The organism is Mycobacterium sp. IDUB_21 (assembly GCF_055419425.1).
The window spans coordinates 100,947-114,820 of sequence record NZ_JBVAXQ010000013.1 but is presented as its reverse complement, the minus strand read 5'-3'; the positions used below and the strand labels follow the sequence as shown (position 1 = coordinate 114,820).

Below are 13,874 nucleotides of genomic sequence, written 5' to 3'. Positions count from 1 at the left end.
GTTCACGATCGAGGGCGACGCCCCGCCAGATCGGCCGGATTGAGCGAGCAGACAGGGAAACCACGATGGGCAATCAGGTACTCGACAAGGTGAACGAGATCGCGGATCAGCTCCGGGACCAGGCCGCCGAAGCCGAGCGCCTCGGCCAGCTGCCCGATCAGACCGTCAAGATGTTGAAGGCCGCCGGCAATATCCGCTTGCTGCAGCCGAAGACCCATGGCGGCTACGAGGTACACCCCCGAGAGTTCGCCGAGACGGTGATGGCCACGGCAGCACTGGACCCCGCCAGCGGGTGGATCAACGGCGTGGTGGGTGTGCACCCTCACCAGCTCGCCTATGCGGATCCCCGCGTGCAGGAGGAGGTTTGGGGCACCGACCAGGACACCTGGATGGCCTCGCCCTACGCGCCGCAGGGTGTCGCCAGACCGGTCGACGGCGGATACATCTTCAACGGCCGGTGGCAGTTCAGCTCCGGCACCGACCACTGCGACTGGATCTTCCTGGGCGCGATGCTCGGTGACGACGAAGGCAAGCCGGTGATGCCGCCGACGATGTTCCACATGATCCTGCCCCGCAAGGACTACCAGATCGTCGAGGACTCCTGGGATGTGGTGGGCTTACGGGGTACCGGCTCCAAGGACGTCATTGTCAAGGACGCGTTCGTGCCGGATTACCGGGTGATGAACGGCATGGAGGTCATGGACGGCACCGCGCAACGGGAATCCGGCTTGACCCAGACCCTGTACCGGATGCCGTGGTCGACGATGTTCCCGCTGGGCATCACCGCAGCGGTCATCGGCATCGCCGAGGGCGCGCTGGCGGCTCACCTGGACTACCAGCGCGACCGCGTCACGGCGGCGCAGACCGCGGTCAAAGACGATCCGTACGTGCTGTACGCGATCGGCGAGGCGGCCGCCGACATCAACGCCGCCCGCCAGGAACTGCTCGCCAACGTCGACCGGATCTACGATCTCGTCGACTCCGGCGCCGAGGTGTCATTCGCGGACCGCGCGGCCGGCCGTCGCACCCAGATCAGAGCGGCATGGCGGGCGGTGATGGCCGTCGACCAGATCTTCTCCCGCTCCGGCGGTAACGCGATGCGGATGGACAAGCCGCTGCAGCGGTACTGGCGCGATGCGCACACCGGCCTGGCCCATGCGATTCACGTGCCCGGCACCGTTTTTCACGCCTCGGCGCTGAGTTCGTTCGGGGTCGACCCGGTCGGTCCGCTGCGGGCGATGATCTGACATGGCCGACATCAAGAGCCTCGGCTACGTCACGATCCAGACCACCGACCTGGACCGGTGGCGCACCTTCGCCTTCGACGTGCTGGGATTCGCCCAGGGTGCCGGCCCGGATCCGTCCGCGCTGTATCTGCGGATGGATGAGCGGGCGGCCCGGATCGTCGTGGTGCCCGGCGACACCGATGAGGTGACCATCATCGGCTGGGAGGTCCGCGACCACGATGCGCTGACGCGGGTGCGAGAAGCGCTTGAACAAGCCGGCTTCGGAGTCAACCCGCTGTCTTTGGCCGAGGCCGACGCCAGGCGGGTCGAGGAAGCCATCACCTTTGAGGATCCGGCCGGCACCACGATCGAGGTCTTCCACGGCGCGGTGCTCGATCACAGTCCGGTGGTCACGCCGTTCGGCGCCAAATTCGTCACCGGCGCACAGGGTCTGGGCCATGTCGTGCTGCCCACCACCGACCCGCACGGCACCTACGCCTTCTATACCGACGTTCTCGGGTTCGTCTCACGCGGCGCATTCCGGATGCCGGCACCGCCGGAATTCGGCCCGCTGCGGATCCGGTTCCTCGGCGTCAACGAGCGCCACCACAGCCTGGCGATCTGCCCGAGTGCGCACAGCGGCGCGCCCGGCCTCATCCACATGATGGTGGAGGTCGACACCCTCGACGCGGTCGGCCAGGCACTGGACCGGGTGACTCGGGAAGGCTTCGCGGTGTCCTCGACACTGGGCCGGCACACCAACGACAAGATGGTGTCGTTCTACGTCCGGGCCCCCGGCGGCTGGGACATCGAGTTCGGCACCGAGGGCTTGCTGGTGGACGAGAAGTACTACACCGCCGAGGAAATCACCGCTGACAGCTACTGGGGCCACGAATGGTCCGGCGAAATGCCGGTAGCTCTGCGACCCTGACAGCGGGTCAGAACTTGGCGACCGCGCCGGCGTCGACCGGCAGCGACACACCCGTGATGTACTGCGCCTCGTCGGAAGCAAGGAAGAGCACGGCGTTGCTGACCGCGCGCGCCTCGATCAGCGGCAGCGGAAGCAGGTGGAACTGTCCGATCACCTTTGCGGCGTCGGCCATAGTGGGCTCGGCGAGGTCCGGTCGTACGCTGCGGCGGAAGGGTTCGTTGTCCACCATCGGTGTGAGGACATTGCCGGGGTGCACAGAGTTGACCCGGATCCACTGCGGTGCAAGCTCATTGGCCAGTGAGTTCATCAATCCGACGACCCCGTGTTTGGCGGACGCGTAGGGAGCCATATAGCCGCCACCGCGCAATCCCAGCATCGAGCTGACCAGAATGATCGACCCGCCCTTGCCGCCGCGCATATGAGGCAACGCCACTTTGACCGTGTGCCACACCCCGGTCAGGTTGATGTCGAGCATCGTCTGCCAGTCGGACTCTTCGATGTTGGCGGCGGGGGAAGGGGACCCGGCGATGCCGGCATTGGCGATAACGATGTCGGGCGGCCCCAACTCGTCGACGCCCTGCTGCAGGGCGACCCGGAGGCTTTGCAGGTCTCGGACATCGGCCTGTGCGGTGAAGATACGCCGGCCGAGTTTCTCCACCAGCGCAGCCGTGTCGTCGAGGTCGGCCTCGGTGGATCCCGGGTAGCGCACACCGTCGATATCGGCACACACGTCGACCCCGATGATGTCGGCGCCTTCCTCGGCCAGCCGGATCGCGTGCTCGCGGCCCTGTCCGCGTGCCGCACCCGTGATGAACGCGACCTTTCCGGCCACCCTGCCACTCGGCTTGCTTGCCATCGTCACCTCTCGAGCGAATAAACCGACTTGGACCACCGCAGTCACCATCGTCGGGAACGGCAGAGCAGTCAACGGGCGGAGTCTATCCAGCGGGACCGCAGCCGGCGCCGGTGGTCGGGGTCGCCTTTTTGGGACTTGTGTGACCACAACCACACGGCTATAGTACGGCCAGATATATGCCAATTAGGCATATACCTAACGGGCACTAGAGCAGGCGGAGGCCTTCATGACGACGACCGTCGAATCCACCACACCCAGCGCCGTGATCGACCGGGTCTCCCTGGTTCTCGACGCGTTCGACGGGACCGGGCGGTTGACCCTGGCCCAGATCGTGCGTCGCACCGGACTGCCGCGCTCGTCGGCACATCGGATGCTGGACCGGCTGGTGCAGCTGCGCTGGCTCCGCCGTATCGGCCGCGACTACGAACTAGGCATGCGGCTGGTCGAATTGGGTTCGCTAGCGGTGCATCAGGACCGGCTGCATCGGGCCGCGATACCGTTGCTGCACGAACTGCACCGGACCACCGGGCTGGTCGTGCATCTGGCGGTGCGCGACGGCGCCGATGTGGTGTATCTGGAGAAGATCGGCGACCGGATGATCGCGGCGATTCCGACCCGGGTCGGCGGGCGCCAACCCGCGCACTGCACCGGCGTCGGCAAGGCCGTCTTGGCCTACGACGACGATCCCGAATTCGTTGATCCGGTGGGCCGCAAGACCCGATACTCGATCAGCACCCGGTCGCAACTGACCGCGGAGCTGGCCAAGGTGCGCGCCCACGGCATCGCATTCGACCGGGAGGAGTCGCTGCCGGGCTTCGGCTGCGTGGCGGCCCCAATCGGCAGCCCCGGTGAGGCCGTCGCCGCGGTGTCGGTGTGCGGTCCGATGGGCCGGATGATGTTCGACCACCGGCTCGTGGCTCCGGTGCGGATGGCCGCGATGGGGATTTGGCGCAATATCGAAGACGGCCCGCAGCGGGTGACGCCGACACTGCAGCAGCCGCGGCCACTGCGCGGCGTGCCGGCGCAGCGGTCGGCGCTGCCCCGGGATCCGGCGGCACTTCAGTACGCGTGAACCTCGACCCGCAGATCGCCGGCATCATCGCGGCGCTGGACGCCGGCTTCCCACGGGTCGAAACGATGACCGGGGCGCAGGCCCGGGAGACGATCCGATCCCGGCTCGTCGCACCCGCCCAGCCCGAAGCGGTAGGCGCCGTGGTCGACGAAACGATTGCGGGCCCGGGCGGCGACATCGCGGTGCGGATCTATTGGCCGGCCACGCCCTGCGACACCCCACCGATCGTGGTGTTCGCCCACGGCGGGGGATTCGTGTTCTGCGACTTGGACAGTCATGACGGGCTGTGCCGAAGCTTCGCCAACAGCGTGCCCGCGGTGGTGATCGCGGTCGACTACCGGCTGGCGCCCGAGCATCGGTGGCCGGCCGCGGCCGAAGACCTCTACACCGCTGCGGTGTGGGCGCGCACGAACGCCGAGCGTCTCGGCGGCGATCCGAACCGCCTGGTGGTCGCCGGTGACAGCGCCGGGGGCAACCTGGCCGCCGTCACCGCCCTGATGGCCCGAGACCGCGGCGGGCCCCCGCTGGCCGGGCAGTTGCTGTTGTACCCGGTCATCGCCGCTGATTTCGACACCGAGTCCTACCGGCGGTTCGGTGCGGGCTACTACAACCCCATCGCGGCGATGCAGTGGTACTGGGACCAATACGCGCCATCGGTCGCCGACCGGCAACACCACTACGCCTCCCCGTTGAACGCCGATCTGCACGGCCTGCCACCCGCGATCTGCGTGATCGCCGGACACGACCCGCTGCGCGATGAGGGCGTCGCCTATGCCGAAGCGCTTGAAGCAGCCGGGGTTTCAACCGTGCAACGCCGCTACGACGGTGGCATCCACGGGTTCATGACGATGCCGATGTTGGACATCGCCCAACACGGCCGCGCGCAGGTCTCCCGGGACTTGGCTGCGCTTCTGGCGGTCCCGTGACCACGACACGGCATAGGCGGGGCCGTCCGCTCAACCCAAACGCAGCGGAATCGAGTCGTGTGCACGCGCCCAGGTGGAGGTGAGACGCTCGGGCTGACCGGCCAGTGCGCACCGGGGGAAGCGGTCGAACCACTCGGTGAAGGCGAGGCGGGCCTCAAGACGGGCCAAGCCCGAACCCACGCAGAAGTGGGCGCCGTGACCGAAGGCGGCGTGACGTTGCGCAGTGCGGGTGATGTCGAATCGATCCGGGTCGGGGAACTCGCGTTCGTCGTGGTTCGCCGCGCCCCAGACCAGCATGACCCGCGCGCCCGCCGGGATGCTGACACCGTGCAGGTCAACATCGCGAGTGGTGTTTCGGGGCAGGGCCTGGGTGGGGGACTTGATACGGGTCATCTCCTCGATAGCGCGCGGCCACAACGACGGATCGCGCCGGAGCAGCTCGCGCTGCTGCGGGTGGCGCTGCAGCAAAGCCATCCCAGAGCCGATCAAGCTCCCCGTCGTATCGTTGCCCCCGAGAACCAGCAGCAGGCAGAAGCCCAGCAGTTCCTGCTCGCTCAGCCGTTCTCCGTCGATCTCAGCGTCGATAAGGGCAGTCATCAAGTCTTCTCGCGGTTGGCGGCGACGCTCCGCGAGCAGTTCGGCGAACATCAGGTAGATGTTTGTCGCAGCCTCCAGCGCGTCCGTGGTGGACGTGCCGATGAAGGCCTCCGTCCAGGTGCGCATCGGCGCAATGTATTGCTCGTCCAGGCCGATCATGCCGCCCACCACCACACTGGGGATGACTGTGGCGTACTCGTGCTGGAATTCGCAGGTGCTGCCGTTGGCGGCGATGCTGTCGATCAGCCCGCGGATGTAGGTGCGGATGTTGTCCTCCAGGGCAGCGACGCGCCGCGCGGTGAACACTCGCGACACCAGCTTGCGCAGCGCCGTATGTCGCGGCGGGTCCATGAAGATCAGTTGGGGCAGCAGGTCGTTCGCCTCGGCCACCCGGCTGGAGAACGTCTCGTGATCAGCGGCCGCGGCCCACACGTCGGCGAATCGGGTCAGTGCATAAAACTCACCACCCGGATCGCAGTACACCGGATGGTCGTCACGCATAGTCTTGTAAACGTCGAAGAGCGTGGTCTGGAACTCCGGCTTGGACGGGTCGTACAACACCTGTGTGTCGGGCATGGCGGCGACCCTTCTCCTGAGTGGTCACGATCGGAACTCTTTGTCCCGATCACCGGGAACGCCCCGCCCTCCGCCACTCCGGCATGGCAAAAGTTGAAGCAGCGGCACCTCGATGCGCAGCTGAAAGGAGATCGAATGCACACCCACCAGGACGGCCCGACATGAGAGCGGCGATCATCACCGGACCGGGTAAGACCGAGATCGTCGAAACGCCAACGCCTTCGGTCGGCCCCACTGATGTCCTGGTGCGAATCCGGGCCTGCGGGATCTGCGGGTCGGACACCTTCTACCTTTCCATCGGCGGCCTACCACCGAGGCAGGGCAACATGCCCCTCGGGCACGAACCGGCCGGTGAGGTCGCCGCGGTGGGCAGTGCAGTCCGCGACGTCCAGGTCGGTGACCGCGTCGTGATCAACCCGATGGCCGTCCCCGACGATGTCATCGGCAACGGTGGGTCGACCGGTGCGCTCGCCGAGTACCTGCTGATCCGCGACGCCGTTCGCGGACACAGCATCGAAGTCATCCCCGATCACCTCCCGTTCGAAGTCGCCGCCCTCAACGAGCCGATGGCGGTCGCGCGCCATGCGGTCAACCAGGTGGCGCCCAAACCGACCGACCGGGTCCTGGTGTTCGGGGCGGGCCCCATCGGACTCGGTGCGACCATCGCCTTGAAATCGCGTGGCGTAGAACATGTGGTGGTAGCCGACGTGCTGCCGGCGCGGCTGGACAAGGCTCTCAAAGTCGGAGCGGACGCGGTGATCAACTCTGCGGAAGAAGACGTCGTCGCCCGGTTGATCGAACTGCACGGAGCAGGAGAATCGATGTGGCCGGACCGGGCCGGCACCGACATCTACCTTGACGCCGCCGGCGTGCCCGCAGTCGTCAACACCGCCCTGAGCGCCGTCAAACGCGGTGCCACGCTCGGAATCGTCGGCGTCCACAAGGAACCGATCAACCTGGACCTGATGAACGTGATGAGCAACGAGCTGACCATCGTCGGCTCCATGGGGTATCCGAGCGAGATCTTCGAGGTCACCCGTGACATCGCCGACAACTGGGAGAAGTACGCCGTCATCATCAGCCACACCTTCGCTTTTGACGACCTGGAGGACGCCCTGGGATGTGCGACCACGCCGGGAGCGGCGGACAAGATCGTCATCACACTCGACTGACAGCGACACCACGACAAGATTTTTCGACTACGAAGGGCCACGGAGAGTATGACCCCCACCGCCGCGCCGGACCCGCTGGCGCCGGCAACACTGGGCCCGGTCCGGCTGCGCAACCGGATCATCAAGGCGGCGACGTCGGAAGGGCGCTCACCCGACGGGCTGGTGACCGAGGAGCTGATCGACTTCCATCGCCAGTTCGCGCAGGGCGGGGTCGGCATGACCACGGTCGCCTACTGCTGTGTGGCCCCCGACGGCGCCAGCGCACCCGGACAGATCGTGATGGGCAAACAGGCGCTGCCAGGTCTGCAGAAACTGGCCGACGCGATGCACCAGGCAGGTGCGGCCATCTCGGCGCAACTCGGTCATGGCGGTGTGGTGGCCACCAGGAAGGTCAACCGGGTCACCCCGATGGCGCCGAGCCGATTCATCAACCCGTCATCTTTCGACTACTGCCGCGCGATCAAGCGCCATGAGATCAGCCGTGTCATCGACCAATTCGGCGAGGCCGCGCAGGTGGCCGCCGACGCCGGGTTCGATGCCGTCGAACTGCATTTCGGCCACCTGTATCTGCCGAGTTCGTTCCTCAGCCCGCTGATGAACCGGCGCAAGGACGAGTACGGCGGCAGCATCGACAACCGCTCACGCCTCGCGCGCGAGATCGCCCAACGGGTCCGCGAGGTGGTCGGGAACCGGATCGCGGTGACCGCGAAGTTGAGCATGGACGACGGTACGCGCAAGGGCATCCAGCTGGCTGAATCGCTGCGCACCGTCCAGTTGCTGGACGAGGACCGCAACCTCGACGCGATCGAGCTCACCCAGGGTTCGTCGGTGTTCAAGCCGCTCTACATGTTCCGCGGCGACACCCCGGTCGACGAGTTCGCCGCGGTCATGCCGCCGCCGATGAACGTCGGTGTGCGACTGATCGGCAAGTGGGCGCTGGGCAGCTACCCGTACACCGATATGTACATGCTGGAGTCCGCGCGGGAGTTCCTGCCCACCGTCAAACACACCCCGCTGGTTCTGCTCGGCGGTATCACCAACCGCGACCACATGCTCAGCGCGATGGGTGAGGGGTTCAGTTTCGTTGCGATGGGCCGGGCACTGCTACGTGAACCGGACCTGGTCAACCAGCTGATCGACAACCCGGACAAGCGCAGCCTGTGCAACCACTGCAACAAATGCATGGTGACCGTGTTCGGGCGCACGCATTGTGTGCTCGACCCCGAGCAGCGCTACGGCACACCGCCGAAGTCGCAGTTCGGCGCACGAACCACGCAGCGCACCTAGGCCAACCGAGGTAGCACCTCATCGGTCAGCAATTGCACCGACTTCCACGCTTCATCGACCGGCATGCCGCCCACCAGCGGATGAAGCACCAGCGCCCCGTAATCGGGGCAATCGCGGACTTCGGCGACCAGTGCGTCAGGTGTCAGGAACCGATAGCGGCCCGATGCCTTCACCTCGTCGAGAGTCTGCACCCCGGGAAGGTGCATCGACGACAGCGCGGTGTCGCCCGACCAGCCGCCGTAGGTCACCGCCTCCCACAGGATGTGCTCACCGCAGCGGGCCCATGCTTCGTCGGGGTCCTCGCAGAGGAAGATCATGCCGCGATTCACTCGTGCCGGCATGATCACCACCGGGTCGATGCCGGCCTGTTCGCACAGCCCGGTGTAGTACTGCGCGAGGTCTGGTTGGTACGCCGGCAAGCTCAGCCCCAGCCCGAAGCGGGCGGCACGCCGCGCAGTGGCCCGCACCCCGCCGCCGACAAACAACGGCGGATGCGGCTGCGACCAGGTCGCCGCGGCGATGGACGAGCCCGGTTCGCCCTCCACAACCGGCGCACCAGACCAGGCTGCCAGCACGGTTTCCAGCAACCGATCCATCAACCGGCCGCGCTGGCTGAAATCCGCACCGATGGCCCGGTATTCGACTTCCCGATAGCCCAATCCGACCGTGGTGAGCAGCCGTCCGCCACTGACCGCGTCGACGAAAGCGATGTCCTCAGCGAGCCGCAGTGGATGCCACAGTGGCCCCAGCGCGCAGTCGATGCTCAGCAGAAGATTGTTGGTGCGCTGGAGAAACAGTGCCGCCGTCATGACCGGGTTACTGCTCCACCCGTGGCCGGTGACGTGATGCTCGTCGATACTGACCGCCGCGACCCCGCGGCGATCCCCCCACTCGGCCATGTCGAGTGCGGCCGACACCATCTCGCGCTTGCGGGCGGGATCGCCGTCGGGCGAGGCGAAGTTGAATCTGAGTACCGGTAGTGCCATCTCATCGGGTCCTGTCCAAGCGTGGGTGAAATTCGGTAGGTGCCTACTCGGTGCCTACTCGGTGACTAAGGCGGTGGCGGATCCAGCGAACTCGACGACGCGCGAAGCGATTCGATCCACTGCTTCCTGGGTGAGCTCGCGGTAGGGCTGCGCCGACACGGACATCACGACAGTGCCGTGGGTGTCCCGGATCGGAGCCGAAATCGTGGCCAGAGCGCAGGGGGTGTCCGTCGGTAGCTCCCTGGGCAGCATGTCGATGATCGTCAGGTCCGCGACGGCCCCGGCCAGCCTGGCCGCCACCTCGTCCGGAGCGTTCCCGTCATCGAGCGCCAGCAAAGCGGTGAACACCCGGACGAGTTGATCGGTGAGGCGCTCGATTCCATAACCACGATGACGGATCGCCTTCATTACCTCGGCCATCCGCGCCTGGAACACGTCGCTGACCGGGCCGACCGCCGCCACCCAGTCCTGCTGGACCTCCGCCGGCGCCCACGCCACGAACTCGCGGCCAAAAGGTGCGACGAACGGCAGTCGAACACCGGCGGTGATCGGTGGACGCATTGACGGCGGGGCCGTCGACTCGACGACGACGATCGATCCCGCCCGGACCTCCGACAGGCATACCGGCATGTCGATAGCTGTGCTGAGCGCATGCAGCGGCTCCCGCAAGGCCGCCGGTGCGGCTGGCTGCCGGATAGTGGGCAGCCCGTGACCGATCGAGTACTTCCCACTCACCGGGTCGCGCAGCACCCAGTGATGCATCCCCAACGTGTGCACGATCGCATGTCCGGTCGATCGGGTGATGCCCAGCTCACGGCAGATTTCAGCGAGTGTCATTGACGCCGAGGCGTGTTCGGCAAGCAGCTCGACCACCGCGATCACCCGGTGCGTGGGAGGAGAGGGGTATTGACCCGCCGCATCGGACTGTTCTAGCTTGATGTTCATATATTCGGATCCTATAACGAATATTCGACATCGCAAGCACGTCGGGAAGGCGCCGCATGGCTGAGACAACTCTGGACCTCGACGATCTCTGCGCGCCGGTACTCAACCCGATGCAGCGGCAGGTCCTCGAACAGCTCGACGGCCTCTCCGTGGACCTGGATCCGGACCGGCTGATGAACGAAGCGGTCCAACGCACCGGACTGGACGATTTCGGCCCGGCCGATTTCGGGGTCCGTCTGAGCGCGTACACCGGCGCGATCGATGCCGATGCCGGCAACACCAACCTGAACCGGATGATCCTGCGCAACCGGATCCTTCGTCTGCTGTCGAACCGGCTGTTGCTGACCGACCTGTTGCGGCGCTACCCCGAGATCCACGACATCGAGATCGAGCGGCCGATCATCGTGGTCGGTCTGCCCCGGTCGGGCACGACGCATCTGGTGAACTTGATCGCCGCCGACACCCGGCGCCGCGCGCTGCCCTACTGGGAGAGCCAAGAGCCCTTTCCGCTGCGCGGGGAAGGTCCCGACGTCAACGGCATCGATCCGCGGTTCGTCCGATCCGACGCCGAGCACCAGGGAGCCATGGTGATGACTCCGCTGATCGCCGCTATGCACGACCGGTTCCCCCAGGCGATCGAGGAGGAGGTGGAGCTGCTCGACCTCGACTTCGCCAGCTACGTCCTGGAATGGCACGCCCGGGTTCCGCAGTGGCGGGACTTCTACCTCACCTTGGATCAGCACCAGCATTACGCCTACCTGCGTACGGTCCTGAAAGCGCTGACATTTCTGCGCGGGCCACGCCAGTGGGTGCTGAAATCACCGCAACACTGCGAGCAGCTCGGCCCGCTGATGGGTGCGTTCCCCGATGCCACCGTCGCCTTCACCCACCGCGACCCGGTGGCAGTCGTCCAGTCGGCTGTCACGATGTTGGCCTACGGAGACCGTTTGCGCCGCACCGAGATCGATCCCGACGGCCTCGTCGACTACTGGATCGACCGCGTTGAGCGCCTGCTCCGGGCGTGTGTGCGCGACCGCGAGATGGTGGCTGCCGACCGCAGTCTGGATATCGGCTTCCACGAACTCAACGGCAACGAGATGTCCATTCTGCAGACGCTCTACGACTACAACGGCACAGAGTTGCTTCCGGAGACGAAGGCGGCCTTGCAGGGCTACCTCGACGACAATCCCCGCGGCAAGCATGGCCGGCTGCGATACGACCTCGAGCGGCATTTCGGTCGCTCGCCCGACGAGGTCCGATCGCGCTTCGACTTCTACTTCGCCCGCTTTGATGTTCGGGAGGAATCGTGACCGACTACGAACCGCTGTATCGCAGCCGCCCGAGTGCCGACGCGATCGCAGGGGCCCATGCGACAGCGGCGGAACAGGTCGGTGCGGGAATCTGGCTGTCGCCGGGACTGTCCAATTCCTACCTGCTGACCACCGACGAGGGCCGGGTGGTGGTGAACACCGGGATGGGTTTCGAGGCGCCGGTGCACCGGGCGAATTACGACGCTGTCGACCAGTCACCGATTCGCTATGTCATTCTCACGCAAGGCCATTACGATCACGTCGGCGGTGCCGACGTGTTCCTCGGCCCGGGAACTGACCTCATCGCCCAGGCGAACTGGGAGGTGTGGCGGCGCGACAACGAGCTACTGGCACCCTTCCGCATCGCCAATTCGGCGTTCGCCTGGGCAGAAAAGGCCATGAGCACGATCACGCGCAATGCGGAGCGGTTCGGCGCACTGCCACCGCAGAGCACACCGCACCCCACCATGGTTTTCGACGACCGGATGAACCTCACGGTCGGCGGGCGCCGCCTGGAGTTGTATGCCACACCGGGAGGTGAGACCACCGACAGTCTGATCGTATGGCTCCCCGACGAAGGGGTGTGTCTGTGCGGCAACGTGTTCGGCGCCCTGTTCGGGCATATCCCCAATCTCGTGACGATGCGCGGGGATCGCTACCGCGACGCCATCACGGTGGTGGAGTCCATCGAGACGGTCCGATCGCTCGGAGCCGAGGTGCTGCTCACCGGACACTTCGGACCGATCATCGGCAGGGACCGCATCCAGTGGGAGCTCACCAGGATGCGTGACGCGGTGAGCTATCTGCACGATCAGACCGTCGCGGGAATGAACGCCGGAAAAGACGTGCACACCCTCATGCGCGAAGTGGTACTGCCGCCCGAACTCGAAGTGGGCCAGGGCTATGGGATGGTGCACTGGAACGTGCGAGCCATCTGGGAGAACTACGCCGGCTGGTTCCATCACCGGTCGACGGCGCAGCTTTACGCAGAAAGCCCCGGTGCCGTCGACCCCGACCTCGTCGAACTGGCCGGCGCGACCGCCCTTCTCGAGCGCGCCCGCACCCACCTGAACGCCGGACGTCCCATCCGGGCTGTTCAGCTCGCCGACGTCGTCCACCGAGTCGATCCCGACAACCAGGAGGCCAAACACGTGTTGATCGCCGCACATGAACACCTGCTCGAACACAGCAGCAACTTCTGGGAAGCGGCCTGGCTGCGCAAACAGATCGGGGACCTGTCATGAACAACCGGCTGAGCTGTGACTTCTCCGGCGCCACAGCACTGATCACCGGCGGCACCAGCGGCATCGGCCATGCGACAGCGGTGCTATTGCGTGACAGCGGAGCCGAAGTGACCATCACCGGCACGAAGCCCGATCCTGCCGACTATCCGGTGGATCTGTCGGGGCTGACCTATCGCCAGCTCGCCCTGACCGACCATGCCGGCCTCGACCGGCTCGCCGCGTCGTTCGCCAGCCTGGACATTCTGATCAACAATGCCGGAGCCAACTTCCCGGGCGGACTCGATGAGTCCACTGCCGAGGGGTTCGCGGCATCGGTGGACATCAATCTGCTCGCACCCTTTCGGCTGACCGTGGCTCTGGCTGATGCGCTCAAGGCATCACAGCTGACCGGCGGGGCGAGCGTGGTGATGCTCGCGTCGATGGCCGCCATCCGGGCGGTAGCGCTGGTACCCGGCTACGGGGCAGCCAAGGCGGGAGCGTTGTCGATGACTCGCAATCTGGCGGCACAGTGGGCGACCGACGGTATCCGCGTCAACGCCGTCGTACCTGGAGTGGTGGCCACCCGGATGACGGCGCCGATGGATTTCGTCCCCGACGTGAAGCAGGCCCAGATGGCGCACATCCCGCTCGGGCGCTTCGCCGAGCCCGCCGAGATCGCCGGCGCCATCGCATTTCTGTGCAGCGAGGGCGCCTCGTATTGCACCGGCGCCGCCTTGGTGATCGACGGCGGCTACAGCGTGCAATAG

The 13,874-nt window shown here is 66.2% G+C and carries 13 protein-coding genes; 9 read left to right on the top strand and 4 right to left on the bottom strand.

The features are described from left to right. Positions 1-65: 65 nt before the first annotated feature. Entirely contained in the window at positions 66-1,247 is a 1,182-nt protein-coding gene (locus tag ACZYY4_RS18425; protein ID WP_463811442.1) for an acyl-CoA dehydrogenase family protein, read from the top strand. A 1-nt stretch (position 1,248) separates the two neighbouring features. Beyond that, on the top strand, positions 1,249-2,157 hold the full coding sequence (bphC, locus tag ACZYY4_RS18420; RefSeq protein ID WP_463811441.1) for a biphenyl-2,3-diol 1,2-dioxygenase: 909 nt from the start codon (positions 1,249-1,251) through the stop codon (positions 2,155-2,157). Positions 2,158-2,164: 7 nt separating this feature from the next. Here bphC and ACZYY4_RS18415 read toward each other — a convergent pair whose 3' ends face one another. Further along, positions 2,165-3,013, bottom strand: coding sequence for a mycofactocin-coupled SDR family oxidoreductase (locus ACZYY4_RS18415; RefSeq protein ID WP_463811440.1), 849 nt, complete (start codon positions 3,011-3,013; stop codon positions 2,165-2,167). Positions 3,014-3,239: 226 nt separating this feature from the next. Here ACZYY4_RS18415 and ACZYY4_RS18410 point away from each other — a divergent pair, with 226 nt between their 5' ends. Both ACZYY4_RS18410 and ACZYY4_RS18405 read left to right on the top strand, forming a co-directional pair. Next, positions 3,240-4,085: an IclR family transcriptional regulator gene (locus ACZYY4_RS18410; RefSeq protein WP_463811439.1), complete on the top strand. Its 846-nt coding sequence runs from the start codon at positions 3,240-3,242 to the stop codon at positions 4,083-4,085. Continuing rightward, complete coding sequence (locus tag ACZYY4_RS18405; protein WP_463811438.1) at positions 4,082-5,011, top strand: alpha/beta hydrolase; 930 nt, start codon at positions 4,082-4,084, stop codon at positions 5,009-5,011. Before ACZYY4_RS18410 ends, ACZYY4_RS18405 begins: the two co-directional genes overlap by 4 nt. A 30-nt stretch (positions 5,012-5,041) precedes the next feature. Here ACZYY4_RS18405 and ACZYY4_RS18400 read toward each other — a convergent pair whose 3' ends face one another. Further along, positions 5,042-6,184 (bottom strand): cytochrome P450, encoded by a 1,143-nt coding sequence (locus ACZYY4_RS18400; protein WP_463811437.1) that lies wholly within the window; start codon positions 6,182-6,184, stop codon positions 5,042-5,044. A gap of 161 nt (positions 6,185-6,345) precedes the next feature. Between ACZYY4_RS18400 and ACZYY4_RS18395 the strand changes: the two genes are divergently transcribed. Next, complete coding sequence (locus ACZYY4_RS18395) at positions 6,346-7,356, top strand: zinc-dependent alcohol dehydrogenase (RefSeq protein ID WP_463811436.1); 1,011 nt, start codon at positions 6,346-6,348, stop codon at positions 7,354-7,356. 48 nt (positions 7,357-7,404) lie between these two features. Then, positions 7,405-8,643, top strand: coding sequence for an NADH:flavin oxidoreductase (locus tag ACZYY4_RS18390; protein WP_463811435.1), 1,239 nt, complete (start codon positions 7,405-7,407; stop codon positions 8,641-8,643). Here the strand turns inward: ACZYY4_RS18390 and ACZYY4_RS18385 are convergent. Beyond that, positions 8,640-9,629 carry an LLM class flavin-dependent oxidoreductase gene (locus ACZYY4_RS18385; protein WP_463811434.1) on the bottom strand — a complete coding sequence of 330 codons (990 nt, stop codon included), beginning with the start codon at positions 9,627-9,629 and terminating at the stop codon, positions 8,640-8,642. The genes ACZYY4_RS18390 and ACZYY4_RS18385 overlap by 4 nt on opposite strands. A 54-nt stretch (positions 9,630-9,683) precedes the next feature. Beyond that, positions 9,684-10,574 (bottom strand): helix-turn-helix domain-containing protein, encoded by an 891-nt coding sequence (locus ACZYY4_RS18380; protein ID WP_463811433.1) that lies wholly within the window; start codon positions 10,572-10,574, stop codon positions 9,684-9,686. A 56-nt stretch (positions 10,575-10,630) separates the two neighbouring features. Here ACZYY4_RS18380 and ACZYY4_RS18375 point away from each other — a divergent pair, with 56 nt between their 5' ends. From ACZYY4_RS18375 to ACZYY4_RS18365, 3 genes are read left to right on the top strand one after another with little or no spacing between them, the layout of a single operon-like run. Continuing rightward, positions 10,631-11,884 (top strand): sulfotransferase family protein, encoded by a 1,254-nt coding sequence (locus tag ACZYY4_RS18375; RefSeq protein WP_463811432.1) that lies wholly within the window; start codon positions 10,631-10,633, stop codon positions 11,882-11,884. Continuing rightward, positions 11,881-13,128 carry an alkyl sulfatase dimerization domain-containing protein gene (locus ACZYY4_RS18370; protein ID WP_463811431.1) on the top strand — a complete coding sequence of 416 codons (1,248 nt, stop codon included), beginning with the start codon at positions 11,881-11,883 and terminating at the stop codon, positions 13,126-13,128. The genes ACZYY4_RS18375 and ACZYY4_RS18370 overlap by 4 nt, the downstream gene beginning before the upstream one ends. After that, positions 13,125-13,874 (top strand): SDR family NAD(P)-dependent oxidoreductase, encoded by a 750-nt coding sequence (locus ACZYY4_RS18365; RefSeq protein WP_463811430.1) that lies wholly within the window; start codon positions 13,125-13,127, stop codon positions 13,872-13,874. The genes ACZYY4_RS18370 and ACZYY4_RS18365 overlap by 4 nt, the downstream gene beginning before the upstream one ends.